The organism is Pseudomonas sp. Kh14, assembly GCF_900291005.1.
GTDB classification, from domain to species: Bacteria; Pseudomonadota; Gammaproteobacteria; order Pseudomonadales; family Pseudomonadaceae; genus Aquipseudomonas; species Aquipseudomonas alloputida.
In genome coordinates this window covers 188,057-213,067 of sequence record NZ_OLKJ01000029.1, presented here as the reverse complement: position 1 = coordinate 213,067, position 25,011 = coordinate 188,057, and the positions used below count along the sequence as shown (strand labels likewise).

The 25,011-nt window shown below is 59.2% G+C and carries 22 protein-coding genes and 1 pseudogene; 4 read left to right on the top strand and 19 right to left on the bottom strand.

Annotation, left to right across the window (positions count from 1 at the left end; all coding sequences use genetic code 11):
* Positions 1–14 precede the first annotated feature (14 nt).
* The gene (locus FQ668_RS15755) at positions 15–935 is read right to left on the bottom strand and encodes an SMP-30/gluconolactonase/LRE family protein (protein ID WP_019438180.1); all 921 of its coding nucleotides are present in this window, start codon (positions 933–935) and stop codon (positions 15–17) included.
* A 265-nt stretch (positions 936–1,200) separates the two neighbouring features.
* Here FQ668_RS15755 and FQ668_RS15750 point away from each other — a divergent pair, with 265 nt between their 5' ends.
* The gene (locus tag FQ668_RS15750) at positions 1,201–2,490 is read left to right on the top strand and encodes an OprD family porin (RefSeq protein WP_230678109.1); all 1,290 of its coding nucleotides are present in this window, start codon (positions 1,201–1,203) and stop codon (positions 2,488–2,490) included.
* A gap of 242 nt (positions 2,491–2,732) precedes the next feature.
* Positions 2,733–3,440 carry an IclR family transcriptional regulator gene (locus FQ668_RS15745; protein WP_019438178.1) on the top strand — a complete coding sequence of 236 codons (708 nt, stop codon included), beginning with the start codon at positions 2,733–2,735 and terminating at the stop codon, positions 3,438–3,440.
* A gap of 94 nt (positions 3,441–3,534) precedes the next feature.
* On the opposite strand, the gene FQ668_RS15740 is transcribed toward FQ668_RS15745, so the two are convergent.
* The 9 genes and pseudogenes from FQ668_RS15740 to FQ668_RS15695 form a co-directional block, all read right to left on the bottom strand.
* Positions 3,535–4,863, bottom strand: a complete 1,329-nt coding sequence (locus FQ668_RS15740; protein WP_019438177.1) for an SDR family oxidoreductase — start codon at positions 4,861–4,863, stop codon at positions 3,535–3,537.
* A gap of 35 nt (positions 4,864–4,898) precedes the next feature.
* Entirely contained in the window at positions 4,899–5,132 is a 234-nt protein-coding gene (locus FQ668_RS15735; RefSeq protein WP_019438176.1) for a PLD nuclease N-terminal domain-containing protein, read from the bottom strand.
* A gap of 143 nt (positions 5,133–5,275) precedes the next feature.
* Positions 5,276–5,518 (bottom strand): annotated as a pseudogene (locus FQ668_RS15725) (hypothetical protein); the annotation flags it as partial.
* 78 nt (positions 5,519–5,596) lie between these two features.
* Complete coding sequence (locus FQ668_RS15720; RefSeq protein WP_019438174.1) at positions 5,597–5,842, bottom strand: hypothetical protein; 246 nt, start codon at positions 5,840–5,842, stop codon at positions 5,597–5,599.
* Positions 5,843–6,030: 188 nt separating this feature from the next.
* Positions 6,031–6,495, bottom strand: coding sequence for a hemerythrin domain-containing protein (locus FQ668_RS15715; protein WP_019438173.1), 465 nt, complete (start codon positions 6,493–6,495; stop codon positions 6,031–6,033).
* Between the two features lie 250 nt (positions 6,496–6,745).
* Complete coding sequence (locus FQ668_RS15710) at positions 6,746–8,944, bottom strand: xanthine dehydrogenase family protein molybdopterin-binding subunit (RefSeq protein ID WP_019438172.1); 2,199 nt, start codon at positions 8,942–8,944, stop codon at positions 6,746–6,748.
* On the bottom strand, positions 8,941–9,942 hold the full coding sequence (locus tag FQ668_RS15705) for a xanthine dehydrogenase family protein subunit M (protein ID WP_019438171.1): 1,002 nt from the start codon (positions 9,940–9,942) through the stop codon (positions 8,941–8,943). The genes FQ668_RS15710 and FQ668_RS15705 overlap by 4 nt, the downstream gene beginning before the upstream one ends.
* Positions 9,939–10,466, bottom strand: coding sequence for a (2Fe-2S)-binding protein (locus FQ668_RS15700; RefSeq protein ID WP_014590909.1), 528 nt, complete (start codon positions 10,464–10,466; stop codon positions 9,939–9,941). Before FQ668_RS15700 ends, FQ668_RS15705 begins: the two co-directional genes overlap by 4 nt.
* 111 nt (positions 10,467–10,577) lie before the next feature.
* On the bottom strand, positions 10,578–10,958 hold the full coding sequence (locus FQ668_RS15695; protein ID WP_014590910.1) for a hypothetical protein: 381 nt from the start codon (positions 10,956–10,958) through the stop codon (positions 10,578–10,580).
* An 803-nt stretch (positions 10,959–11,761) separates the two neighbouring features.
* On the opposite strand from FQ668_RS15695, the gene FQ668_RS15685 reads away from it, so the two are divergent.
* The gene (locus tag FQ668_RS15685; protein ID WP_019438170.1) at positions 11,762–12,745 is read left to right on the top strand and encodes a TerC family protein; all 984 of its coding nucleotides are present in this window, start codon (positions 11,762–11,764) and stop codon (positions 12,743–12,745) included.
* Positions 12,746–12,897: 152 nt separating this feature from the next.
* Here the strand turns inward: FQ668_RS15685 and FQ668_RS15680 are convergent, their stop codons facing one another.
* The 5 genes from FQ668_RS15680 to FQ668_RS15660 form a co-directional block, all read right to left on the bottom strand.
* Positions 12,898–14,136 (bottom strand): multidrug effflux MFS transporter, encoded by a 1,239-nt coding sequence (locus FQ668_RS15680; RefSeq protein WP_014590912.1) that lies wholly within the window; start codon positions 14,134–14,136, stop codon positions 12,898–12,900.
* Complete coding sequence (gene fabF, locus FQ668_RS15675) at positions 14,133–15,425, bottom strand: beta-ketoacyl-ACP synthase II (protein WP_023389486.1); 1,293 nt, start codon at positions 15,423–15,425, stop codon at positions 14,133–14,135. The genes FQ668_RS15680 and fabF overlap by 4 nt, the downstream gene beginning before the upstream one ends.
* A 72-nt stretch (positions 15,426–15,497) precedes the next feature.
* Positions 15,498–18,590: an efflux RND transporter permease subunit gene (locus FQ668_RS15670; protein WP_019438168.1), complete on the bottom strand. Its 3,093-nt coding sequence runs from the start codon at positions 18,588–18,590 to the stop codon at positions 15,498–15,500.
* Positions 18,587–19,690, bottom strand: a complete 1,104-nt coding sequence (locus FQ668_RS15665) for an efflux RND transporter periplasmic adaptor subunit (protein WP_023389487.1) — start codon at positions 19,688–19,690, stop codon at positions 18,587–18,589. The genes FQ668_RS15670 and FQ668_RS15665 overlap by 4 nt, the downstream gene beginning before the upstream one ends.
* Before the next feature lie 77 nt (positions 19,691–19,767).
* Complete coding sequence (locus tag FQ668_RS15660; RefSeq protein ID WP_010954179.1) at positions 19,768–20,382, bottom strand: TetR/AcrR family transcriptional regulator; 615 nt, start codon at positions 20,380–20,382, stop codon at positions 19,768–19,770.
* Between the two features lie 83 nt (positions 20,383–20,465).
* Here FQ668_RS15660 and FQ668_RS15655 point away from each other — a divergent pair, with 83 nt between their 5' ends.
* Positions 20,466–21,917, top strand: coding sequence for an efflux transporter outer membrane subunit (locus FQ668_RS15655; protein WP_019438166.1), 1,452 nt, complete (start codon positions 20,466–20,468; stop codon positions 21,915–21,917).
* Between the two features lie 45 nt (positions 21,918–21,962).
* On the opposite strand, the gene FQ668_RS15650 is transcribed toward FQ668_RS15655, so the two are convergent.
* The 4 genes from FQ668_RS15650 to FQ668_RS15630 all read right to left on the bottom strand — a co-directional run bounded on the left by FQ668_RS15650 (position 21,963) and on the right by FQ668_RS15630 (position 24,979).
* Entirely contained in the window at positions 21,963–22,364 is a 402-nt protein-coding gene (locus FQ668_RS15650) for an ACT domain-containing protein (protein WP_076403087.1), read from the bottom strand.
* A 235-nt stretch (positions 22,365–22,599) separates the two neighbouring features.
* Positions 22,600–23,103, bottom strand: coding sequence for a CinA family protein (locus FQ668_RS15640; protein WP_041166968.1), 504 nt, complete (start codon positions 23,101–23,103; stop codon positions 22,600–22,602).
* A 112-nt stretch (positions 23,104–23,215) separates the two neighbouring features.
* Positions 23,216–23,518, bottom strand: coding sequence for a hypothetical protein (locus tag FQ668_RS15635; RefSeq protein ID WP_014590919.1), 303 nt, complete (start codon positions 23,516–23,518; stop codon positions 23,216–23,218).
* 468 nt (positions 23,519–23,986) lie between these two features.
* Positions 23,987–24,979 carry a LacI family DNA-binding transcriptional regulator gene (locus FQ668_RS15630; protein ID WP_041166969.1) on the bottom strand — a complete coding sequence of 331 codons (993 nt, stop codon included), beginning with the start codon at positions 24,977–24,979 and terminating at the stop codon, positions 23,987–23,989.
* Between the last annotated feature and the right edge of the window lie 32 nt (positions 24,980–25,011).

Genomic DNA, 25,011 nt, shown 5'->3' with positions numbered 1-25,011 from the left:
GAGGCTGGGCGTTATCAGCGGTGCGAGAACATCGCAAGGCCTGGGGCCTTGGTCCTGACCTGCAAGATGCTGCCCGTCTCGGATTCGGTGATGAACAAGGTCTGGCCGTCATCGCCGCCAAAGGCCAGGTTGGTGTTGCTGATACCGGCGCAGGAGACGATGCGCTCTAGTGGTTCGGCGACTTTCGACAGCTTCCACACCGAACCGAAACCGGTGTGGGCGATGTACAGGTTGCTCTGGGCATCCAAGGCCAGGCCGTCAGGCCCGCCCAGCCCGCCGTGCAGTTGGGCGAACACGCCGACCTTGCCGACGATCGAGCCATTGCCCAGGGGAATTCGCCAGATCTGCTGGGCACGGGTCACGGCCACCAGCAGGTGGTTGAGGTGGGGGTCGTAGACAATGCCGTTGGGGCTGGGGATGGTACCTAGCAGGCAGGTCAGGTTGCCGCTGGCGTCGAGCCTGTACACCCGGCCTGTGGCGTCTTGCAGGCCGGTCTGACCCTGGTCGGTGAAAAACAGGTCGCCATTGGGGGCGAACACCAGATCATTGACACCCTTGAAGCCCTCGGAGCCGGCCGAGTCGAGCAGCGCCTCGATGGCGCCTGTCTGCGGGTCGAGCAACATGATCCCGCGCTTGTAGTCGGTGATGAAGATGCGCCCATCCTGGTGAATCTTCAGGCCGTTCGGCCAGCCATCGTACTGGCACACCAACTCCCATTCGCCTTGGGGCGAGATGCGGAAAATTCGCCCGTTGGGTATGTCGGTCACGTACAGGTGGCCTTGGCGATCGAACGATGGGCCTTCGAGGAACGAGTCGATGGCACGGCCCTGGCGGTTGGCATTGGCCCAGGCTGTCGGGCGCGGGTCACGGAAGCGGTCGGGCAGGCGGGTGAATACCGCAGTTTCCACGGTTGGCGGGGCAGCAAAGAAGCTCATGGAGCGCTCCTGTAGGGCCGGGGGACGGCAAGGCGTCCGATTGTTGTTTTGGTTTATATAATGAAATGATGTTGCAAAATAAACCATATTCCGACGAATGGGAAAGCGGACGCTGCGCGTTATGCTGGCGTCTATCGGCGATTTACCTCACCTATTGACGAATTCAGGGTAATCTGAGTCCATATAAAAGAAATGCCATTTCAAAAAAAACAACAGCTATGCCTTGGAGTCTCTTTTCTTGAAAGCCCTACGTTCGATCTGTCGCATTGCTCTGGCAGCCTGCGGCAGTGTCATCGGCTTGTCTGCTCAAGCCGCCGTGATCAGTGACAGCCATGCGAATCTGTCGATGCGCAATTTCTACTTCAACAGCGACAACCGTGAAGGCACGGCGGAGCCCTCTAAAACCGAGGAGTGGGCGCAAGGCTTTCTTCTCGACCTGCGCTCGGGCTATACCGAGGGTGTAGTAGGGTTCGGCGTGGATGCCACGGCCATGTTGGGCCTGACGCTAGACAGCGGCAGGGGACGGCATCAGGGCGGTAGCATGATTCCTTCCGATGGCGATCGCGCAGCTGACCGCTGGAGCAGCGCCGGTGTCACCGCCAAGATGAAAATGAGCCAGACCGAGCTGCGCGTGGGGCAGCTGATGCCCAAGTTGCCGATACTGGTGGCCTCTGATGGCCGGTTGCTGCCGCAGACCTTCCAAGGCGTGCAACTGCAGTCCAAGGACATCGAAAACCTGACGCTGATCGGCGGCGCCCTGAACCGCGCCAGGGGGCGAGCATCGACTGACCTCACCGGCATGGGCGTAAGCGGTGGCACCCAGGAGAGTGATCGCTTCAACTTTGCCGGTGCTGATTACCGTGTCACCGATTCCCTGCTGGTGCAGTACTACGCCGGGCAACTCGAAGACTACTACCTGCAGCAGTTCACCGGCCTCAATCACAGGCTGGTGTTGACCGATGACAGCTCGTTGACCACTGACCTGCGCTATTTCCGCACCCGTTCGGACGGTGCCAACGGCAGCAGCTCAGGGCGTAGCCAGGGCTATACCGTCGGTGGTTTCACCGAGGGTGGCGATGGCGAGATCGATAATGACCTGTGGAGTGCGGCGTTCACCTATCGCCTGCGGGGCCACTCGCTGACCCTGGGGTATCAGAGCGTTTCCGACGATAGCAACTTCGTGCAGATCAACCAGGGTTCGATCGACAAGGGGGCTGGCGGCAGCAGCCTGTATCTGTGGACCGACAAGATGCTGCTCAGCTTCACGCGCGCTGGTGAGCGTACCGGATTTGCCCAGTATGGCTATGACTTTACTGCCAACGGCATACCGGGGCTGAAAGCTTCGGTGATGTATTTGAAAGGCGACCACATCCAGACCGCCGGCGGCGCCGAACAGTCAGAGTGGGAGCGAGACTTCTCGCTGGATTACGTGATTCAGGGCGGCACGTTCAAAGGGCTTGGTGTGACCTGGCGCAACGGCAAGTCGCACAGCGAGGTAGCGCGCAGTGGTGACCAGAATCGTCTGATCATCAACTACACTCTGCCGCTGTTCTGAGCGTCCAGTTCGGCTTGCCTTTGGCCACGGGGAGAGTGCAGACGCCTTTGTCCTCAAGGCGATGAACACACCCTCATACGATCACGATTGACCTCTTGCCAGCAGGCGCAGGCATTGCCCTGCTGGCGTTTTTACCTGGCCCACGGCGCATGCTACGTTGGCGGGGGCCGACCGTTGTCGGATAATGAGGTTTTTCTGCCCTCGCGTTGAATGGAGGGCCTCAATCGTGTGAGGTTTTGCAAATGGCAAAAGCGCGGCCGCGTCCAGCGGTGAATGGTGTGGCATCGGCAGACCGTGTTTTGACCGTGCTTACCGCTTTTCAGGTAGGCGACTCTGCGCTGAGCCTTGTCGAGCTGGTTGAGCGTACCGGGCTCATCAAGAGCACGATCATGCGTTTGATGGTGTCTTTGGAGAACCACGGGTTCATTACGCGCATGGCTGATGGTCGCTATCAGTTGGCGAGCGAAGTCATGCGTTTGAACGCTGTGTATCAGGAGGCGCTAGACCTCGAAAGGCACGTGATGCCCCGTTTGCATTATCTGGCTGAACAGTCGGGTGAAACCGCTTCCTTCTATGTGCGTCACGGTGCGTATCGGATGTGCCAATATCGGGTCAATTCATCGCATCGACTGCGTCTGAACCTGCAGCCTGGTGACATGCGTCCGATGGATGAAGCAGCGGGTGCGCAGGCCTTGCGCGCTCCCTATCAAATCGGCATTGCCTTGCAAAAACCTTACTACTCCAAAGGCGCAACGGACCCTCATGCGGCTTCGATGGCGCTGCCCATCTACGGTGCCCAAGAGGAACTCATGGGCGCCCTTGTGATTTCAGGGCCTGCGAGTCGTTTAACTGAAGAGTACGCCGAAAGCCTCAAGCCCATGTTCTTCGAAGCGGCACGTGACCTGATGCGAAGCTTGGGCTTTAAGTCTGCTTCTTTGGAGTCCGCATGACCCAGGAAACGCTTTGTCAGGCGTATGGCGGACGGCCTCAGGACAGGGCACAGGTCTGATACAGTCGTCCTCGCTGGATGTTCAGCGGTTCACATCAGCGGCGCCTGCGTTGCGTGCGGGTAATGACTAGCCCGGCAATAATGCCGAGGACTGCTGCACTCACCAACAATGGTGTGTTGTTTTTGCGGCTTCGCCAGCCGCCGTCCACGCTGCGCCGGCCACTGGGTGGTTCGAACAGGTTGCCCGAGGAAATCGCTGCAGTGGGACTGCGGTGTATGCCCCAGCGTGTCAGCCATCCCGAAAGCAGCGGTAGACCTGGAACGAGGAAGCTGGCCAGGTGGGCAAGGCGCGCGGCGGTGCCGACCGTGGTGTGTGCACGAGGGGAAATGGCGCATGCGACCATGGCCTTTGCCACCCACTCTGGATCGTAGACCGGCCCAGGCGGGGTGAGCGCGTGGCCGGTGTAGTTACCGCCATCCCTGAACCCTGGCGTGTCCATGACCGCTGGATAGATATCGCAGACATGGATATCGGGAAATTCCGTCAACTCTCCCCGCAGCGCATCGGTCAGGCCACGCAGGCCGAATTTGCTTGCCGAGTAGGCTGCTGCATAGGGTTGGGCAACCCAACTGCCCAATGACAGCGTGTTGATCAGGGTGCCGCTGCGCTGCGCCTTGAAGTAGGGCAGGGCCACATGAGCGCCGCGCAGGTAACCGACCAGGTCGGTTTGAATGACCTGTTCATGGGCTTCCAGTGGCGCTTCCTCGAAGCTGCCGACCGCGCCGACGCCGGCGTTGTTGACCCAGATATCGATCCGGCCATGGCCAAATTCGGCGGCCTGCGCGGCCAGCGCTTGCATCTGGTCGCTGCTGGTGACGTCGGTGGTGATTGCCACGGCGTCTGTCCCGCAATCGGTGCACTCGTCCAGCACCTCGAACAACGCTTCTTCATCCCGTGCGGCCAGGACCAGGCGAGCACCTTTGCAGGCAAACGCATGCGCGGTGGCCCTCCCTATGCCACTTGAAGCGCCGGTGATGACCACGACCTTGCCGCGCAAGGGGCCTTTTACCTGTGTTGGGCGTGACGGCTCGGCTGGCAGCGGATCTTGCTCGAACTCGTCAGTCGCAGACCCGAGGAAAGCACTGGCTTCTATCCTCGAGAGCTCCAGGGCGGTGCCGTCGATCAGCACCAATTTCAACCCCTCGATGGTGCCGGCCACCCGATCGGGGAAGACGGGCTCACCTTCCGCATCCAGGCTGTCATAGATGAACTTCGTGCCTTCGAGCCAGCCGACAGCCGTCAGCAGTTCAGGGCCAAGGTAATATCTGCCGTCCAGAAAGAAACCGGGAAATTGATGGGCGCGCTCGACGTTCTCCACGCAGTAACGTTCGCCTGGTTTCATGCCTGTCGCTTGATCGATCATGGTAATAACCCCTTTCGATGTGTGCTGCAAAACGTTCAACCTTTGCTGTGTTCGTCGGATGTCGGCCCGGTGCCGCGCTTGATCCCGCGCGGCCCGGCAACGCCCCAGATTGCCAGGCCCACGAGCGGTAGCAGGACGATCACCAAGGCCCATAGCGCTTTGCTGGCATCGGACTTGTCGCTTCTGAACACACTAACGATGGCCCATAAGTCGATGAGCAGCAGAATTGCCGCCACTGCAATCCAGAAATACATGGCAGGGTCGTTCATAGGCTTGTCTCCTATGGCTTACACGTAATCGGGGCCCAAGGTGCCGGATGCTGCGTCGGGAACCAGAATGACCTTGCGGCAGTTGTCCTGTTTCTGGTCGAAGAGCTTGCAGCCCATGGTCGCTTCCTCCAGGGCGAGTCGGTTGGCACCTTGAACGGGCCAACATTGGCTTCGGCACTCGAACGTAATCGGCTTGCCCTCCGGATGCCTCCATATAGATGGCTATCCTCGGTCTGCGGGATCTTGCCCCGATAAAGGTGTAGATCCGAGCCGCATATGGCGATTGCGGTTACCCCGAGGATGATATCGTCCGGATCTTGAATGATGGGGGCTGGGACGGTATCGACCCTGACATCGTTTGCGCCGTGGTAGGCCAATGCGCTCATGGAGTTTGCTCCTGCAGCCATGTATTTCCGTGATTGGTAATGCAGGGGAAGCCAAGAGGTAGGAAAAAGTTCAGGCGATCAGCCCGGTTGCATCGCGGCGTTTTTCTTCCAGCCCCGCAGGTTCATCGCGCACAGGCAAACCTGCAGGATGATCAGCGCCCAGGCCTGCGCCTGCCATCCCCAGGTTGCCCACAGCACATTGCTGGCAATGAAGCAGCAGAAGCCCAGTTTGCGCCGGCCTGGGCGCCCTGAGCCGATGCACCAGGCAGCTAGCACGGTCAGGACCATGGCAGGCCATTCGAGAAAGTCGATCCAGTCATTCATCACGCGGTACCCAACTGATTGCGTTTGGAAGTAGGACTGGCGAACACATACCCTGGTTCAGAACGCTTGGCCGACACTCGCGGCCGCCGGATTTAGGGAGCTTCGCGCCCATCCGTCTTGCCCACTCTGGTCGAATCACCACCGAGTAGGCCTGGACCCGCGCGCCCGGGTGAGCGCGCGGGCGTGCATCAGGCTGCGCGCTGTTCACCCTTGAGCAGTTTCTTCTGGGTTTCCATGGCCTGACCCATCTCCTCCAGTTCCTGCTTGCCCAACAGCTTGCGGGCGGTGGGGAACAGCTCGGTTTCTTCTTCCTCAATATGGTGCTCCAGCAGCTCCTTCATTACCTTGACCCGGCCGGCGAATTCCACGGTCCCGGTCTCGGTGTGCAGCAGGTCAGGAATGACCAGCGAGTCGACCGTGCGGTGCTCCTCCTTGGCTTCGTAATACAACTTCGCTTCTTCCTTGCCGCCCGCCTGCTTGATCGCCGGGTACAGGATCTCCTCCTCCAGGGCCGTGTGGATGCTCAATTCCTGCTTGATGCGTTCGAGCAGTTCGGCCCGTTTCTTCACGGCACGCTCAGTGGTCGAGGACAGTTCCTCGAGCAGTTTCTTCACCAATTGATGGTCCTGGATCAACAGTTCGATTGCGTTCATGAGTCACTCCTTGAAGGGCAGGGAAAAATCACGGTTGCCTTGGGTGGAGTGGGCCACAAGCAGTAGGGTTCAACTCAGCTGCTCAGCGCACCGGCCCGCAACCTCAGGGGTAAAGGAATGAGCGCGACATATAACTATGGGGTGTCCCCTCAAAGAACCGCAGTGATGCGCATTCCATTACCAATCGAACGCTTTCCCAAGGGTCCCGTCTAAACCCAGGCATGAGAGTGGGGGCTTGGTCCCCGCCCGATCACAGCACTTTGTCGAGCGTGATCGGAAACTCCCTCACACGCTTGCCGGTGGCATGGTAGACCGCATTGGCCACCGCGGCAGCCACCCCAACGACGCCGATTTCGCCGACCCCTTTGGACCCCAGTTCGTTGACGATGTCATCGTGCTCTTCAATGAAGATCACCTCGATATCCCCGCTGTCTGCGTTGACCGGGATGTGGTACTCCGCCAGGTTGTGGTTGACCACGCGGCCCAGCCGATGGTCGGTCAACGCGGCTTCGTGCAGGGCCATACCCACCCCCCAGACCACGCCTCCCAAAATCTGACTGCGTGCGGTTTTCGGGTTGACTACCCGTCCGGCCGCTACGGCGCTGACTACCCGTACTACCTTGATTGTGCCAAGGTCCTCGTCGACGTGAACTTCCACGAATACCGCTGAATGCGTGGCGGTGGAGAACGGTTGGCGCCTGGCGCCGGGCTCGGCGTCGATTTGCACTTCGAACTCACCTTCCGGGGCGCTGGCGATGATGTCCGCCAAGGCCAGGCGATGGCTGCCCGCGTGCAGGTAGCCATCGGCGAAAATGATCTGCTCCCGGGCCGTGCTGGCCACTTGGGGGTACATCTTGCGTGCATGTTCCAGCACTTTGGTGCGCAGTACCTGGCAGGCCTGGCGCACGGCCGAGCCGACCGACGACACCGTGAACGAACCTCCCTGTAGCGGTGCGGTGGGCAGTGAAGAGTCACCCAGCACGAAGGTGACATCCTGCACCCTGGCGCCAGCCGCGTCGGCTGCGATCTGCGTCATGACGGTATAGGTGCCGGTCCCGATATCGGTGGTGGCACTGCAGACGGTGAGGTGGCCTTGGCCATCGAAGCTCGCTTTGGCGCTGGCCTTCATCTGCATGGCTTCCCAGACGCCGCCGGCCATGCCCCAGCCGACCAGCTGGTTGCCATGGCGCATGCTGCGCGGTTGCGGATTACGGTTTTGCCAGCCAAAAAGTTCGGCACCTTGCCGGTAGCACGCCAGCAGTTCCTTGCTGGAGTAGGGCTTGCCCTCGTTGGCATTGCTGGCGGCGAAATTGCGCCGGCGCAGGTCAAGCGGGTCAATCTGCGCTGCACAGGCAAGCTCATCCATGGCGCATTCCAGGGCAATCATCCCCGACGCGGCGCCAGGCGCACGCATGTCCAGCGGGGTGTACACATCGAGCGAGGCCAGGCGATAGCTGAGGGCAACGTTGTTGCACTGGTAGAGCATGCCACTCCATTCCACCACGTGCTCGGTGAAGTCCTCGACGCGAGAGGTCTGGCCAAGCGCATCGTGGGCGATCGCCAGCAACTGCCCGTTTGCGTCAGCACCCAGGCGCAGGCGCTGCTCGGTGCGGGGCCGGTAGCCAAAGGTGAACATCTGCTGGCGGGTCAGCGTGACGCGCACCGAGCGCTGCAGGTGCAACGCCGCCATCACTGCCAGCGGCAACTGGTACTGCGGGCGCAAGCCCGAGCCGAAGGCACCGCCGACGAATGCCGCGCGCACGCGGATGTTTGCCTTGGGCAGGCCAAACACCTTGTGCAAGTAGTCCTGGCAGTTTTGCGTGCCTTGGGTCTTGTCGTGGATTTCCAGCGTGCCGTCGCCCTTGTAGAGTACGGTTGACGCATGGGGCTCCATCGGGTTGTGGTACTCGTTGGCTGTCAGGTAGGTGGCATCCACCTGCACCGGGGCACCGGCAAACTGCGCGGCAAAGTCACCACGCGGCGCCGGTGTCTTGGCGGGTGCTGCATGCGACTGTTGGCATGCGCCAAGGTCGGTCTGGTGGGCCTCCTCGGCATACTCGATCCTGATCAGCGAACCTGCATACCGGGCCAGCTCGAGGGTTTGGGCAACCACCAGCGCCAACGGTTGACCGTTGTAGAGCACTCGATCATCGAACAAGGGCCGAAACGGCGCCCCGTGCGCGGCGTCGGCGTCGCTGTAGTCGTCGTCATAACTGGAAATATGTGGACGATGGCCATGATCAAGCACGGCGATCACCCCGGGCACGCGCATCGCCTGTGTACTGTCGATGTTGAGTACCCGACCTCGGGCGATGGTACTGGACACCACGCTGCCATGGAGCAGGCCTACTTCGGGATATTCGCCCGCGTAACGCGCCTGCCCGGTGACCTTCGCCACGCCGTCTACGCGGTCCAGGGACGTGCCGGCTACCGGTGTGGGTTTGATCATGCTCGTGTCCCTCCGTCAGCGGCGCGGCGCGCCGCGTCATCCAATGCCCGCACAATTGCACGTTGCGCGAGCGTGACCTTGAAACCGTTGTGGCTCAGAGGTTTTGCACCTTGCAGCAACGTTTTTGCGGCCTGGGTGAACAGCGCTTCGCTAGGCGTCTGGCCGGCCAACATGCGCTCCACAACCGGGTCTCGCCACGGCTTGTGGGCAACGCCGCCCAGCGCCAGGCGAGCTTGCCGGATCACCTGGCCATCAAAGCTCAAGGCTGCGGCGACCGACACCAGCGCGAACGCGTAGGAGGCGCGGTCGCGAATTTTCAGATAACGGTAATGTTTTTCGAACACCGGGGGCGGCAGCTCGATGGCGACCACCAGTTCATCGACTGCCAGCTGATTGTCTCGCTCCGGGGTGTCCTCGGGGAGGCGATGGAATGCCGCAAAAGGTATTTGGCGCTCTCCGCGCGGCCCCTGCACATGCACCACGGCTTCGAGCGCTGCCAATGCCACGCACATATCCGAGGGATGGGTCGCGACACAGGCATCACTGGCACCAAGAATCGCGTGGATACGGTTCGAGCCTGTACGCGCCGGGCATCCGCTGCCGGGTTCACGTTTGTTGCAGGGGGTGCCGGTGTCGTAGAAGTAGTAGCAACGGGTGCGTTGCAGCAAGTTGCCACCGGTGCTGGCCATGTTCCTCAACTGCGGTGATGCCCCATCCAGGATGGCGTCCGACAGCAATGGATAGTGCTGCTCGATCATCGGGTGCCAGGCCAGGTCGGCGTTGCTTACCAATGCACCGACCCACAAGCCACCGTTCGACGTGGGGTGGATGCCGTTCAGCCCAAGGCCGGAAATGTCGATCAGGCGCTTGGGGCGAACCACGTTTTCTTTCATCAGGTCGACGAGGTTGGTGCCGCCGGCAATGAAGTGCGAGCTGGCGTCAGCCAGGCTCACGGCTTCGCTGATTGATGCGGGCTTGTGGTAGCTGAAAGGCGTCATGGATGCGGCCCTCGTTGTGGCGGGGCCAGGTCCGTCATCAACGGTAGGGCTTCTTCCACCGCAGCGACGATGTTGCTATATGCACCACACCTGCAAAGGTTGCCGCTCATCTGTTCGCGAATGGCCTCGCGGGTGTAGGCGCGCCCTTCGCGGGCAAGTCCGACTGCGGAGCAGATCTGTCCCGGGGTGCAGTAACCGCACTGGAAAGCATCGTGGGTAATGAATGCACGCTGCACGGGGTGCAGAACCTCGCCGCTGGCAAGCCCTTCGATGGTCACCAGTTCGGCCCCGTCGCACATGATGGCCAAGGTCAGGCAGGCATTGACGCGCTTGCCATCGCGCAGCACCGTGCAGGCCCCGCACTGGCCATGGTCGCAACCCTTCTTGGTGCCGACCAGGTCCAACTGCTCGCGCAGAAGGTCGAGGAGTGTGGTCCAAGGATTCACCTGCAGGGTCAGGCGCTGACCATTCAGGGTCAGGCCGATGGGGTGTTCTACAGCCCCATTGGGAGAGATCGCGCTCATGGTAGGTCCTCACGGTCAGGGTTCGCGCAGCCGGCTGCGTCTCTGTTGTGCGACCGGGCCGGTTGAGCAAACGTTCAGCCGGCTTGCCAAGTTGCCGATCACATCTGGCCGTCACCCGTGTTTTTGCAGGGCTTCCACCAACTGGGCCTTGGTCATGGTCGAGCGCCCCTTGATGTCTTTGCTGCGTGCCTCTTTCATAAGGCTTTCCTTGCTTTGCGATTCCAGCGACGCGTGCGACGTCCGCGAATGCCCCTGGCGAGATTCAGCGGCGCGCTTGGCCGAATCCGAGCGTGCGGTCTTCTTCACGTGCGACGGTGTCCTGCTTCCCGAGCCTGCGTGCTTTTCACCGCCACCCGATTGTTTGTTGACGGTGGCCCAGGCGCGCGCTTCGGCTTCATCCTTGCCCACGCCCTTGTCCTCGTAAGATTGCTCGATGTGCTCGGCCTTGCGTTTCTGCTTGTCCGTGTACTTGTCTTTGTCCCCGCGTGGCATGGTATTTCCTCCTGCGTGGGTTGCATGAACCGTTGAAAACCAGGACAGAACTGACGCACCCGGTGATGGACGGGTGATCCGTGTCGATCGGCCCTTTCAGCTAACTGCCGGAACCTGCGCCAGATCCACTTCCGGCTGAGCCACTGCTAACACCACCCGCGTCTGTGCCGCTACTACCAGAGCCATGACTGCCGGTTCCCGAGCCGCTGTCGGTACCGTCACCGCCGGTATTGTCCGTCCCATTGTCGTCAGTGCCGCCATCACCCGTACCCATGCCATCGCCGGGTGTTCCCGAGCCAGTCGCTCCGCCTTGGCCGTTCATTTGTCCATTGTCGTTCGATTGCATGCCTGGGGCGCGCTGATGGTTCAGGTCTGTGGCGGCCGAAGCAAGTGCTGAAGCGCAGCCCAGGCAAAGTGCAAGCATTAACGTAAAAGGTTTTGCTGGTGTCATGGTGAAACGCCTTTTTGGATTGTTCACCCTATGTTCGGCCTGGCGTGCGTGGGAGGGTGCCTTCTGACCGACGGAAGGCGCTGCATCAGGTCGACGCGAGCGAGCGGCGCTTTGCTCCAATGAAGGCGTTGATAACGTGCGGGGCACCGATGAGGCTGGTGCAATCAGGTGTGCGAAGTTAGTTTTTCACTGCAAGCGTTTTAGCTTGTCATGGACACGATTTGTAAATGTTTTCTACTTGCGGCCTACTCGCGCCCGATAAATTCTTTCTTCGTGACGCCGGGCCCCTCTGACGGTTATGCCGCCATGTCGGAGTCATAGTTGTTCAACTACGACTATACAGGAGGGGCTCATGTCTGCCCTTAGTGTGTATCTGAACCAAGAGGTTCTTGGTACTGATCTCTGGCTTTGGCTTTCCTTTTTCGCTGTTGTGCTAACACTGTTGGCGCTTGACTTAGGTGTGCTCCATCGCGGGAATCGGGAGATTGGAGTCAAAGAGAGCTTGTTGCTGTCTGCGGGCTACATCAGTATGGGCCTTCTGTTCGCGGTCTGGGTGTATTTCCAGAAAGGCAGCGACGCCAGCATGGACTATGTGACAGGTTTCTTGATTGAAAAATCCCTGTCAATGGATAACGTTTTCGTTATTGCGCTGATATTCAGCTTCCTGGCCATTCCTCGGGAGTTCCAGCACCGAGTATTGTTTTGGGGGATCATGGGGGTCATCGTCTTGAGGGCTATCATGATCGGCCTAGGGGCTGCGCTCATCGCCCAGTTCAGTTGGATACTTTACTGTTTTGGCGCTTTCCTGGTCTTCACCGGGGTCAAGATGCTATTCGCTCGCGTCGATCATGCGCCTGACTTGGAAAACAACCGTTTCGTCAACTACCTGCGCACCCACCTACGCATCACCAAAGAATTGCACGGTCAACGCTTTGTGGTTCGCTTGCCCGATGCGTCAGGAAAAAGAATTCTATGGGTGACACCGCTCTTCCTTGCACTTATTTTGATTGAGGGTGCAGACTTGGTATTTGCTGTTGATAGCGTGCCTGCGATTTTTGCTATCACACAGGATCCGTTCATCGTTTATACGTCGAATATCTTTGCCATTCTCGGTTTGCGAGCGCTCTATTTTGCATTGGCTGCCATGATCAGTCGCTTTGTTTACCTTAAATATGCGCTGGCTCTGGTGCTTGTCTTTATCGGCTCGAAAATTTTCCTTCATGACATTGTGGGTAAAGTGCCAGCCGAAATATCGTTGAGCATTACAATCGGCCTGCTGATTGGCGGCGTGTTGCTTTCGCTTTGGAAAACCCGAGCGTCCGCTAATGCTTCTTGAATAATTACGGCCGCTGGCTGCTGCGTGAGCGCGATGACCGGATCGCCCAGGATTCAAGGCGTGAAGGCGGTCGCCTCCGGTGCTGCCCAGGCCATGCAGTTGATATTGCACATCCCAGGCGAAGCAGGAGCAAACCTCATGCAGACATACTCCTACCTGACTATTGCCTTTCGTTTGACATACCAAGCGAAAAGCACCATTGCCAGAACGCACACCGAGGTTTGAGTAGCTCCCAGGACGGCAATCGTGGGAAACTTCGGCGTGGAAACCATCCAGGTCGACACTGCTCCGATCGCCATGGTCAGGAACCCCAAAAGGGCTGACGCCAGTCCTGCTTCTTTCCCGAACGGTGTCATGGTCAAGGCCGTTCCCAGCGGATTGGCAATACCCATACCCCATAGGAAAAGCACCATCGACAATGAGTACCAGCCCAAGCTTGGATTGCTTGGGCCGACCAGCAGCAATGCACCTGCCGTACACGCAGTCGCGAGGCCTGACAAAGTAATGGCGCGGCTACCCCAACGGTGAGCCAGGCGAGGAGCAGCCAAGCCAGCGGCAAAGACCACGAAGACAGTTGCCGCGAAATACAGGCCCACCTGGAGCGAGCTGAGCCCCATGCCTTCCATCAAGATTGACGGCGCAGCGGCGAACGAGGCGAATAAGCCGCTCATCAGCAGGCTGGTCGCGAGTGCGGGCAAAATGAAGAGGCGGTTGGACGCCAGTTTGCCGTATGCGATCAGGATCGCAGGTACTGATTGAGTCACCCGACGATGGGCAGGAAGGGTTTCACCTATCCCTCTGAGGTAGAACAGCGCGATAAGGATTGCCGACATGCCGACGGCTATGAAAAGTGCGCGCCAACCCAAAGTGGTGTTCAGCATACTGCCGATCAAAGGTGAGAAGCCTGGCGCTGTGGCGGCAGCGATCATCGTCAGCGATAACGCGCGTGCCAGGTTCTCACCCTCATAGAGATCGCGAGCGATGGCTCTGGCCAGAACCGCGGCGGCACACACGCCAACGGCCTGGATTACCCGTCCGAGGATCAGCATGTCGAGTGTGGTGGCGTTAGCCGCCCAAAACGTACCCACCACGAAAATCATAAGCCCACCTACTACCAGCCGCTTGCGGCCATAGCGATCGGCAAGCGGCCCTACCAGTAATTGGGCGAAGGCGAACGTAATGAAAAAGCTGGAGAGCGTCAGCCCGAGTTCCTGGGATGAGACGTTGAGCTGTCGGGCCATTTCAGGAAAAGCGGGCAGGATGATATTGGTGGACAAGTTGCTGATGGCAGCGAGTGCTGCCAGTAACAGGATGACCTTGGCCGTCAGGACGTTGGCCTTCTGAGCATCGCCATCAGCTTCGTTGGCGTGTGTTTCGAGTTGGCTGTTCATACGTTGGCCTCCCAGCGACGGAACAGCACACTGGCGTTCACCCCACCGAATCCGAAACCATTGGACAAGGCATATTCGATGGGCATTTCACGGGCTACTCGTGCAACCAGGTCAAGGCCAAGCGCAGCATCATCGACCTGAGTCAGGTTGAGCGTTGGTGGAGCGATCTGATCTTGCAGCGCCAACACCGTGAAAATGGCTTCGACACCGCCTGCCGCCCCCAAGAGGTGGCCGGTGGCCGATTTGGTCGATGTAATCGCCACGCCGCTGCCGCTACCGAATACGGCGCGAATCGCTGCAAGTTCACCCTTGTCGCCAACCTGGGTCGAAGTCGCATGCGCATTGATATGGTCCACGTCCCCAGGCGCTACCGACGCCTGTTGCAGCGCGAGTTGCATGGCACGCATGGCACCGCTCCCGTCTTCGGGACCAGCGGTCAGATGGTAGGCATCAGCGCTCGTTCCGTAGCCGACCAGTTCGGCCAGGGGCTTGGCGCCACGGGCCAGCGCATGTTCCAGCGACTCGATCACCAGCAAGCCAGCCCCTTCAGCCATGACAAACCCGTCCCGTTGGCTATCGAAAGGACGGGAGGCTTGCTCAGGGCTATCCGAAAAGCCCGTGCTGAGCGCTCGTGCAGCCGCAAAGCAGCCTAGCGTCACACGATCGATTGCCGCTTCGGCGCCACCGCAGATCGCAATATCCGCTTCGCCGCTTCTGATGAGCCGAGCGGCGTCGCCAATGGCCTGCACCCCCGCAGCGCAAGCTGTGACGGGGGCCCCAAGTGGGCCTTCGAACCCGTAGCGTATCGAGACATGACCCGCTGCCATATTGGCCAGGAACGATGGCGCCGTGAAGGGCGACAACTTGCGAGGGCCACGTGCGTCAGTGGTGCGCACCGCCTCTGCGATGGCGCCGAAGCCTCCGACGCCTGATGCGATGATGGTGGCGGTGCGTGCGCGTTCAGCCTGACGCTCGGGATGCCAGCCGGCTTGCTGCAATGCTTCATCCGCTGCTACCAGCGCAAACTCGATGAACCGATCCATCTTCTTGCGTTCCTTGGCGTGGATGACCCGCTCGGGTTGATAGCCTGCCACGGCATCCTCGGCCAATGTGGGCACGCTGCCGCCCACTGACACGCCAGTGCCTTCGACGACATCGCCAGCAAGCGCGCGAATCCCGGACTGCCCAGCCAGCAATCGCCGCCAGACTTCCTTTACGCCGCAGCCCAGCGGGCTGACAACGCCGGTGCCGGTCACCACGATGCGTTTTTGATTAACGTTGTGAGTCATTTCGACCTCTCGTTGGATCATGAGCGCACCTCGAATTGCATCGGGCACGCACGGGTTGAAGGCAATGTCTACTCAGGCGCGATGTGCAGCCTCTGGCTTGGCAATGCGGCTATTGGGGCGGATCTTGAACCAGATGGAATACATCGCCGGCAGGAACACCAAGGTCATGATCGTGCCCACGAACGTGCCTCCGATCAGGGTGTAGGCCAAGGTGCCCCAGAACACCGAATGGGTGAGGGGGATGAAGGCCAGGATGGCTGCCAATGCCGTGAGCAAGACCGGGCGTGCGCGTTGCACTGTGGCCTCGACCACGGCGTCGAAGGGCGCAAGTCCTTCAAGCTGGTTGTGGTCAATCTGCCCGATCAGGATGAGGGTGTTGCGCATCAGAATCCCGGAGAGCGCGATCAAGCCGACTAACGCGTTGATGCCGAACGGTTGGCCGAACAGCAGTAATACGGGTACTACGCCGATCAACCCCAGCGGTGAAGTCAGAAACACCATGACCATCGCCGAGATAGAGCGCACCTGCAGTATGATGATCAACAAAGTCAGGGCGATCATGATAGGCAGGAGAGGGACGATAGCCTGGCTGGCCTTGGCCGACTCCTCGATAGAGCCTGCCATTTCGATTTTGTAGCCCGCAGGCAGCTGCGTGACGATGGGCTGGAGGTCTTTCCAGATCGCCGTGGACACATCAGGCGGCTGCAGCCCTTCCGCGATGTCACCCCGCACTGTCATGGTGGGCGTTCGGTCCCGGCGACGGAGGATGGGGTCCTCCATGCGAATGCTCACATCACCGATCTGCGAAACCGGAACGCGCTGACCGTTCGAGCCTACCAGGGTGAAATTCTCGATCTGGGCAGGATCGAGTCTGATCTGGCCAGCGGCACGCCCTACAACCTGCACAGAGCGGATATCTTCCCTGACCGACGTGATCGGCACACCGGTGAGCAGGAACTGAAGCTGCTGCGACACCGAGGCGGACGTCAGGCCAACCGACTGCAGGCGATCTTGATTCAGGGAGAAGTGAAGCGTGGGAACAAGCGGGCCCCAGTCCGTATTGACGGTCTTCATCATGGGGCTCGCCTGCAGCACGCTTTGGACGCGTGCTGCAATCTGGCGCAGTTGCGAGGCATCCGGGCCCATCACCCGATAGGCGACCGGGTAGGGGGAGTAGGGCCCGAATACCAGTTGTGTTACCCGCACTTGAGCGCCGGGTGCCAGACCTTCGGAGGCCGCCTCCCGAAGACGAAGCTTGAGGGCCTCACGAGCGCCCTGGTTTTCGGTCAGGACGACAATCTTGGCAAAGGACGGGTCGGGCAACTCAGGGGCCATTGCCAGGAAGAAGCGGGGCGGGCCTTGGCCGATGTAAGTGGTGACAATCTTTGCCTCCTCTTGCTGACGTAGCCAGGACTCCACCTTGATCGCAGTGGCATGTGTCTGTTCGATGGAGGTGCCATAAGGCATCTGTAGCTCCACAAGCACTTCGGGCCGGTCTGAGGTCGGGAAGAACTGCTTCTTTACCAATCCCATGCAAAGCACGGCGGCCACAAATGTCGAAACCACGGTGCCTGCCACGAGCCATTTATGTGCGATCACCCAGCCCAACAACGCGCGGAATCGGTTGTAATGACGGGTGTTGTAAATAGCGGCATGACCACCTTCAACCGTCTTGATCCGAGGCACCAACTTCACGCCCAGGTAGGGGGTGAACGCTACCGCCACCACCCAGGATGCGATCAGGGCGATGCCGACAATCCAGAACATGTTGCTGGTGTATTCGCCGGCAGTGGACTGGGCGAAACCGTTAGGCATGAATCCGATGGCGGTAACCAATGTGCCAGACAGCATGGGGGCTGCCGTGTGGCTCCAGGCATATGCGGAAGCCTTGATGCGGTCGTAACCTTCTTCCATCTTCACGACCATCATTTCGATGGCGATGATCGCGTCGTCGACCAGCAACCCTAAGGCCAGGATGAGCGAACCCAGCGTAATCCGGTCGAAATTCTTGCCTGTTGCGGCCATCACTACGAATACGATCGCCAGTGTCAATGGCACCGCGGCTGCGACGACAACGCCGACACGCCAGCCCAGGCTGAGGAAGCAGACAAGCATCACGACCAGCAGGGCAACGAAAAACTTGATCATGAACTCGTCGACGGAGGACGTGATGTTCACTGCCTGATCGGTGACCTTGCTGAGCGTCATGCCCAAGGGCATGCTTTCGTTGATTTTGGCTGTTTCGGCCTCCAGGGCTTTGCCAAGGTCGAGGCCGTTCCAGCCTTCGCGCATGACAATGCCAAGCAGCAAGGCTGGCTCGCCATCGTTACGCACCAGAAACGTCGCGGGGTCTTCATAGCCGCGTTCAACGTCGGCCACATCCGACAGTTTCAGGGGGCGGCCCTGGGCGACCACAGGGGTTTCGCGAATCTTTGCCAGTTGATCGAAGGCGCCGTCAACCCTGACCACCACTTGTGGCCCCTGCGTTTCGACCGAGCCCGCCGGTGACAGGGCGTTCTGGTTGTCAAGGGCCGAGAAAATGTCCTGTGGCGTGATTCCGAGCGTGGCCAGGCGGTCATGGGAAAAGGACACGAATATCCGTTCAGCCTGTTCCCCGATGATGTTGACCTTCTTGACGCCCTGCACGTGCAGCAGCTGCTGGCGCAGTGTTTCGGCGTCGCGTACCAACTGGCGCTGCGGTTCGCCTTTGGCTTTGAGCGCGTAGACCGCGAATGTCACGTCCGAGAACTCATCATTGAGCATTGGGCCAATGACGCCCGCTGGCATGAGCTTGGCCTGATCACCCGCTTTCTTGCGGGCCTGGTAAAATTCCTCCTGAACCGCCGAAGGTGGGGTCTTGTCTTGCAGCGATACCATCGTGAACGCCAACCCAGGCCGGGTGTAGGTTTCGGTACGGTCATACCAACGCAGCTCTTGCATGCGTTTTTCCAACGGTTCGGCCACCAGATCCTGCATTTCCTGCGCAGTGGCGCCGGGCCAGGCAGTGATAACCGTCATCTGCTTGACGGTGAAGGGCGGATCTTCTGCTCGGCCCAGCTTGAAGAAGGCCAGCGTGCCGGCGAAGGCGATCAGCACAATCAGGAAGAGGGTGATCGCTCGCTCGCGTACTGCGAGCGCCGATAAGTTGAAACGAAGCTGGCTCATGGTTGGTGCCCCATGACCTGAGCTGTTTGAGCCTGTTCCATGACCTCGACGCCATCGCGCAGCAGATGCGCACCCAGTGCCACGATCCGATCGCCAGCGTGCAGGTCACTCTTCACGACCGCTTTTTCGTCACTGACACTAAGCACTTCCACCGCGCGCCATGACACCTTGGCCGGCTGGCCAGCTATCACCCAAACCCCTGCTCCGTTACCCGGGTCAAAGAGCGCGCCGATGGGTATCTGCTTAGCTCCGTAATCCGTATCGGTATCCGGAATCTCAAGCGTAATGGTTGCACCCAGTGGCGCGCTCGCCAAAGGCCCAGTGAGCACGTACCTGGCTTCGAATGTGCGCGTGATGGGGTCTGCTGCATCCGAAAGCAAGCGCAGTTTGGCGGGTACGGCCTGCGCAGGCTTGCCAAATAGCGTGGCGAGCGCAGTCGAGCCAGGCGCAGGTCGGAGTGTTTCTGGCAAGTAGACGACAGCTTCTCGTTGCCCGGCCCTGGCCAGCCTTACAACCGCTTGACCAGCACTGACGACCTGGCCCGGTTCGGCCAGCGTGTCCATCACCACACCATCGGCGTCGGCTAGCAAGACCGCATATTCAGTGGCGTTCCTGGCAACGTCAGCCTGAGCTTGCGCGGCACTGAGTTGCGCCTTGGCGGCATCAGCCGCAGCTTTGATCTGGTCGTAGGACGATGCCGAGACCGCGCCCTCGGCCACCAGCCCTCGATAGCGAGCTTCGTCGTCACTGGTCTGCTTGGCCCGTGCCCGAGCAGCAGTTACTGCCTCTTGCTGCGCGCGCGCCTGCAGATTCAGATCCGCCGGATCCAGGCGCATCAAGGGCTGACCGCGTTTGACTGTTTGTCCGGTATCGACCAGGCGCTGCAAGATTTTTCCGGATACTCGGAAGCCGAGGTCACTCTGTGTGCGAGCGACCACTACTCCGGAAAACGAACGTGCAAGGGCTGACGCGTCCTGTACTGAGACCGCTTTCACGACCGGCGGTGTGTCTCTCGGGTCTTTTCCAGGTGAAGAGTCCCCGCAAGCGACAAGGGCGAGTGGGAGTAAGCAACCGACTATGGCGGCAGGACGCAGGCGCATGGGATCCCTTTCTCAAAAGGCGATATAGGAATCCCATTTTTCTACCAGTGACCAATATTGTCAATGGTCACAATCTGCTAGGGGGCGAGACTTCGGAGTATCAAAGCCGGCAGTTGGACGACCGCATCCTGAAGCGTGTCCAGGTTGTGCTGAAGGAGCGCGGCATTTACGTATGGCCTCATGATCAGAAAAATCGCCAGCGTCAGTTCGTCCAGGGGTGTCTTGCGTTCAAATTCTCCTGCGTCGCGGCCTTGTGTCAGGATCTCCAGAATGACCTTACTGATATTGGCTTCATGAGACTTGACCGACGACCATTGGTCGCGCGATGCCACTGCCGCTATGTCATAGAGCTTCCGGTCGTGGAAGAAAAGGTCAGCCCCGCCTTCAGCGATCGCTCGGAATAGACGTCTCAGCTTCTCCGATGCAGTCGGGGCGTCGCTGGTGGCCGTCGCAATGCGCTGCATGATCAGCGCAAGCCGACTGGAGCAAATCACCTCTCCGATCGCTTGTTTGGATTCGAAGAATTTGTAGATGTAGGCCTTTGAAAAGCCAATCGATTTGGCTAAGTCAGAGACAGTGGTTTTGTCGTACCCATAATGGGCGAAGTGCTCCATGGCAGCCTGGATGATCTGATCCCTCACGTCGTGGTCGGCTGGTCCGCGCGCCGGCGAGGGTGGAGAAGATTTACTCATTTTTGAAGCATCCTGGAACTGATTGACAGAGTGTGACCAAAATATAATATGGTCACACCTCCTCTTGGTCTATGAGAATCATCATGCTTCCCTACCGAACGATTGCTCTGCTGTTGAGCGCCAGTCTCACTGCAGGGTGCATGGTTGGCCCGGATTATAAACAGCCAGAGGTTGCGCTGGCCGATCATTACGTCACGGATGCACAGCCGTTGACCGCAAGCGACACATCGGTCGGCAGCCTTGATGTCTGGTGGGAAGGATTTGGGGATCCTTTGTTGAGCAGGCTTGTGACCGAGGCGCTGGGGCAAAACCTGCAGTTGGCGCAGGCACAGGCCCGTGTAGCTCAGGCTCGCGCAGCGCTGGGCTCAGCGACCGCGGCGCTTGTGCCGTCCGCGGGTATCAATGGCCAAGCTGCACGCTCACGGCAATCCGTTGAAGCGCCCTTGGGCCAGCTGCTGAACTCAACGCCTGACTATGACCGCTACGGCAACAGCTATGAACTCAATCTGCAAGCAAGCTGGGCAATCGACTTGTTTGGCGGGCTTCGTCGTGATCGGCAAGCCGCGGTCGGTGAGTACCAGGCTTCTGAGGCGGTGGCAATCGCAACTCGTCTTGCCGTCGCCGCGCAAACAGCAGATATCTACACTACCGTGAGGGGGCTGCAGGCGCGTCTGGCCATTGCTCAGAACCAGGTGCAGACACAGCAAGACCTTCTGGCCAAAGTCAACCTGCTCAACCGCAAAGGTCTGGCGCCTGACTACGAGGTTCGTCAAACCGAGGGCGAACTGTCTCAAGTCGAGGCAACCGTGCCGGTTTTGCGTGCGGGCCTGGATGCGGCTCTCAACGCTTTGGATGTCATGCTGGGCAGTGCGCCAGGTACCCACCGAGCCCAAATGGCAATGGCCTCGTCAATCCCTCAGGTGCCTGCGCTTGCGCAAATCGGCAAACCTTCCGATCTGCTCCGCCGTCGGCCCGACCTGATCGCCGCCGAGCGCAGGCTCATGGCTGCCAATGCCATGATCGGCAGTGCGATCAGTGAGTACTACCCAAAATTTTCAATAGGCGGGCTGATCGGCAGCGCGTCTACCTCTGGCGGACCATTTTTCACGGGCGATGCCAACCAATCAGCCGTATTGCTCGGCTTGAGGTGGCGACTCTTTGATTTTGGCCGTATCAACGCGCAGATAGACCAGGCCAAAGGACGTGAAGCCGAAGCCCTGGCCCTCTATCGGCAGTCTGTGCTGGAGGCTTCGGAAGATGTTGAAACAGCTTTGTCTGCATTGATCAATCGGCAAGCGCAGGCACAGTCGCTCAAACGCGGTGAGGCATCCCTGGAGCGAGCACGACGTTCGTCCTTTGTAGCATTCCAGAACGGTGTAGCCAGTTTGATAGACGTTCTGAACGCAGATCAGCAGCTTCTCAGGACATCAGATTCCCGAGCAGTTGCGCAAACTGAAGCGGCGCGTGCTGCTATTGCTGCCTACCTCGCCCTGGGTGGCGGGTGGTCAAGTGACTCAGATGTGGCACAGCGATGATGGGGCTGCGTAAATGCCTTGAGCGATAAGGCGTCTCGACCGGCTTCACTCAGAAGCCTGGGAAAGGGTGTTCAGCACCTTCATTGCTTTTTGCGCATCATCTTTACCTACGAAGACATGATCGTGGAAATAGGCTGCGATCACATTGCAGCTGATCCCTGCTTGGCCCAGAGCAGTCGAGAACGCCGCAGTCAAGCCAACTGCATCGAGGGCCGAATGGATGGTCAGGGTGATCCACGCAGCGACGAAATCAAACTTCAGCCCGAGCGTTTCTGCTCGGTTTCGCTCGATGATCAAGGTCAAGCCTTCTTTCTCCTTGAAGCTACCCACCAAGTCGTCCGGGCTCAGTCCTGCGAAGTCAGCGACAGTGCAGAAGACGTACTCACCTTCGTTGAGGATTGGGCTCATACCGCGTAGTAGGGCAGAGATAGATTTTTCACCCGCCATGTCTCACCTCCAAAAAATAGTGGCAGAAGTCTGCGCCGCCTTCAAACCTCAAACCTCAAGCCAATGTTCTTCGAAGCGGCACGTGATCTGATCCGAAGCTTGGGCTTTAAGTCTGCGTCTTTGGAATCCGCATGATCCAAGTGCTTACGCAAAAGGTGGAGGAGGGTAGTCGAGGGGTTCACCTGCAGTATTCGATGTCGAAAGTCGCCTTCTTGCCTGTCATTACCTGCCCCCTTCAAGCGCGCTCCCCACGAAGCCAGCGCTCGTGATAATGGATCAGGCGCGTCAGTCCATAGACGGCACCGTCGTGCATGACTTGCGCTCGCTCACCAAAAAAACGCTGGGTACGGGTAAACACGGCTATCGGTTCGCCGGCAAAAGCCCACGCAAAGCAAAGCGTGCCGGGTAGAACCCCAGCTGCTGGGTCAGGCCCGGCTAAACCTGTAGTTGCGATAACGACATTGGCATCGCTGTCCTTCAGCGCCCCCAGGGCCATCTCCCATGCGACTGGTTCGCTAGTCAGCCCGTACCGTTCGATGGTTTCCGCGCTTACACCTAGCAGACGCTTCTTGGCGGAGGGCGAATACACGACGTAGCCGCTTTCCAGGACCTCGCCTGTGCCTGGGAATGCCGCTAGCAGAGCGACCATGCAGCCTGCTGTGCAGGACTCGGCAGTGGTAAGTACCAGATGGTGGTCTTTGAGGTAGCCGAGCACGGCCAATACGGGATCCGTTGCCATTTTTATGTCGACTCATTGTTCTTTTGTGGTGGACGTGTCGGCCATGTAAATGGTTCACCGGTTTAGCGCAGCTTCGCCTTGTTTTTTGAACTGAACTTTATTTCCCTCGTTTTCAGTCATCGTCACGGCCTTCGCATTTTACTTCTTTCTTGTATTCGTCCCGCTTGGCTTCGACCTTCACCCGGCACGGACCGTCCCAGTATTCCTCCTTCCATTCACCCCGAGGCCAAGTCCTGCCACGCCCATCCGGGCATTTGACTTCCAGCTTGTAGTCGCCCTTGTCCGAGACCTCTTTGACGTGACACGGACCGTCCCTGTACTCGTCTTCCCGTTTCTCATGGCGATGATCAGCGACAGCCAAGCCAACAACGGAAGAGAGCATTAACAGCGCGCCCACGAAAGGCTTGATGCCCATCACGCAACCCCAACAGCGAGCCTTGATAAAAGCCCCCGCATAAGCTGTGGGGCACCAGATGTCCCTAAGACAACAGTGCGACTGCTTTTGTTCACCGTAGGCGACGCAGTATTATGCAAGACGGGTTCGCCATATCGATCAGTAAACGCTGACACATGAATATGTCTGACCTAGCACCTGATTTAACAAGTGGGCGATGTCATTTGTTCATAAGTGGGCGGGCGCATTGCTTTGCTGAGGGATTGTGGGCTAATGCCGTTGAAATGTTCATCCGTTTGGGTTCATAAGAACAGGCCAGCGACCTCGCATTACCATCACAGTGCTACGGCGCGCGATAGAGACAAGCGGCGGGAGCATTACTGCGTGGGCTTGGCTGGGGAAATCTGCGTATCTGGTCAACTGACTGGTGGATCAACGCCGTTGGCACTGCTGATCTTATTCATGAGCGCCTGTTCGCTTTACTGATTCTTATAGTGATGCCCTGACCACCAACGGACAATCAACTGGCTGGGCTCCCGATACCTCGAGGGCCTGGATCAGGTGCCGGGCAGCATTGCGACCGATCTCGTAATATGGCAATTGCACGGTGGTCAGCGGTGGGATGAACAGTTCGGCGATGCCGATCATGTTGTCATAGCCGAGCACAGCGACATCGGCGGGAATCTTCAGGCCACGGCCCAACAACAGCTGATAGGCACAAAAGGCAATACGGTCATTGCCACAGATCAGAATGTCGAATTGGGGGCGACCTTCGATGATATGTCGGTCGAGGATGGCTGCGGTTTCACCATAGGCGTCATGATCGGAAAGGTCGTATTGCAGGAGTGCGCCAGGCGCTAGGCCGAATTCCTGACAGGCACGTTGCAGGCCTTTTTGTCGCAAGCCCCAAGCCAGACTCTGTTTTGGCAGATTGATACACAGCGGGCGCCGATAGCCTTGGCTCAACGCGTGATGTACGGCTCGATACTGCCCCTTTTCGTCGTCTGGCACATAACTCACCAGGCGACTGTCATCGGTCAGGCAATTGGCGAGTACCAGTGGTTTGCTCTTCAACCGCTCGGGAATGCACACCTGGCGAAACCCCATGGCGCTGAAGATCAAGCCGTCCGGACGGTGCGACAGCATTAGGTCGATGTTCTGGTCAGTGGGCGGGTTGCTTAACAGGTTGAGGATAAAGACATTCCAGCCGGCTTGCTGCGCGGTCTGCTCAATGGACAGCAGCAGCTCGACCGCAAATGGTGTGGTCGCAGTGTCCAGCGCGAACACACCGATGGTTCGCGACTGGAGGTTGTCGCCGCGCATCCTGCGCGCCGACAGGCTCGGTACGAATTGCAGTTCATCAATGGCACGACGCACCCGCAGAAGGGTTTCGGCGCTCAGTTTTTCCGGAGTGTTGAGCGCTCGAGAAACCGTCATCAGGGACACGCCGGCCAGCTGTGCAACGTCTTTCACTGAAGTCATGTGAGGCGAAATCGGTCAGGTTGACGCCGAAT

What these genes read in the sequence shown, in the direction of transcription:
- FQ668_RS15755 (WP_019438180.1), bottom strand. Translation starts at nt 935, where the DNA reads ATGAGCTTCTTTGCTGCCCCGCCAACCGTGGAAACTGCGGTATTCACC.
- FQ668_RS15745 (WP_019438178.1), top strand. Translation starts at nt 2,733, where the DNA reads ATGGCAAAAGCGCGGCCGCGTCCAGCGGTGAATGGTGTGGCATCGGCA.
- FQ668_RS15740 (WP_019438177.1), bottom strand. Translation starts at nt 4,863, where the DNA reads ATGATCGATCAAGCGACAGGCATGAAACCAGGCGAACGTTACTGCGTG.
- FQ668_RS15735 (WP_019438176.1), bottom strand. Translation starts at nt 5,132, where the DNA reads ATGAACGACCCTGCCATGTATTTCTGGATTGCAGTGGCGGCAATTCTG.
- FQ668_RS15720 (WP_019438174.1), bottom strand. Translation starts at nt 5,842, where the DNA reads ATGAATGACTGGATCGACTTTCTCGAATGGCCTGCCATGGTCCTGACC.
- FQ668_RS15715 (WP_019438173.1), bottom strand. Translation starts at nt 6,495, where the DNA reads ATGAACGCAATCGAACTGTTGATCCAGGACCATCAATTGGTGAAGAAA.
- FQ668_RS15710 (WP_019438172.1), bottom strand. Translation starts at nt 8,944, where the DNA reads ATGATCAAACCCACACCGGTAGCCGGCACGTCCCTGGACCGCGTAGAC.
- FQ668_RS15705 (WP_019438171.1), bottom strand. Translation starts at nt 9,942, where the DNA reads ATGACGCCTTTCAGCTACCACAAGCCCGCATCAATCAGCGAAGCCGTG.
- FQ668_RS15700 (WP_014590909.1), bottom strand. Translation starts at nt 10,466, where the DNA reads ATGAGCGCGATCTCTCCCAATGGGGCTGTAGAACACCCCATCGGCCTG.
- FQ668_RS15695 (WP_014590910.1), bottom strand. Translation starts at nt 10,958, where the DNA reads ATGCCACGCGGGGACAAAGACAAGTACACGGACAAGCAGAAACGCAAG.
- FQ668_RS15685 (WP_019438170.1), top strand. Translation starts at nt 11,762, where the DNA reads ATGTCTGCCCTTAGTGTGTATCTGAACCAAGAGGTTCTTGGTACTGAT.
- FQ668_RS15680 (WP_014590912.1), bottom strand. Translation starts at nt 14,136, where the DNA reads ATGAACAGCCAACTCGAAACACACGCCAACGAAGCTGATGGCGATGCT.
- fabF (WP_023389486.1), bottom strand. Translation starts at nt 15,425, where the DNA reads ATGACTCACAACGTTAATCAAAAACGCATCGTGGTGACCGGCACCGGC.
- FQ668_RS15670 (WP_019438168.1), bottom strand. Translation starts at nt 18,590, where the DNA reads ATGAGCCAGCTTCGTTTCAACTTATCGGCGCTCGCAGTACGCGAGCGA.
- FQ668_RS15665 (WP_023389487.1), bottom strand. Translation starts at nt 19,690, where the DNA reads ATGCGCCTGCGTCCTGCCGCCATAGTCGGTTGCTTACTCCCACTCGCC.
- FQ668_RS15660 (WP_010954179.1), bottom strand. Translation starts at nt 20,382, where the DNA reads ATGAGTAAATCTTCTCCACCCTCGCCGGCGCGCGGACCAGCCGACCAC.
- FQ668_RS15655 (WP_019438166.1), top strand. Translation starts at nt 20,466, where the DNA reads ATGCTTCCCTACCGAACGATTGCTCTGCTGTTGAGCGCCAGTCTCACT.
- FQ668_RS15650 (WP_076403087.1), bottom strand. Translation starts at nt 22,364, where the DNA reads ATGGCGGGTGAAAAATCTATCTCTGCCCTACTACGCGGTATGAGCCCA.
- FQ668_RS15640 (WP_041166968.1), bottom strand. Translation starts at nt 23,103, where the DNA reads ATGGCAACGGATCCCGTATTGGCCGTGCTCGGCTACCTCAAAGACCAC.
- FQ668_RS15635 (WP_014590919.1), bottom strand. Translation starts at nt 23,518, where the DNA reads ATGGGCATCAAGCCTTTCGTGGGCGCGCTGTTAATGCTCTCTTCCGTT.
- FQ668_RS15630 (WP_041166969.1), bottom strand. Translation starts at nt 24,979, where the DNA reads ATGACTTCAGTGAAAGACGTTGCACAGCTGGCCGGCGTGTCCCTGATG.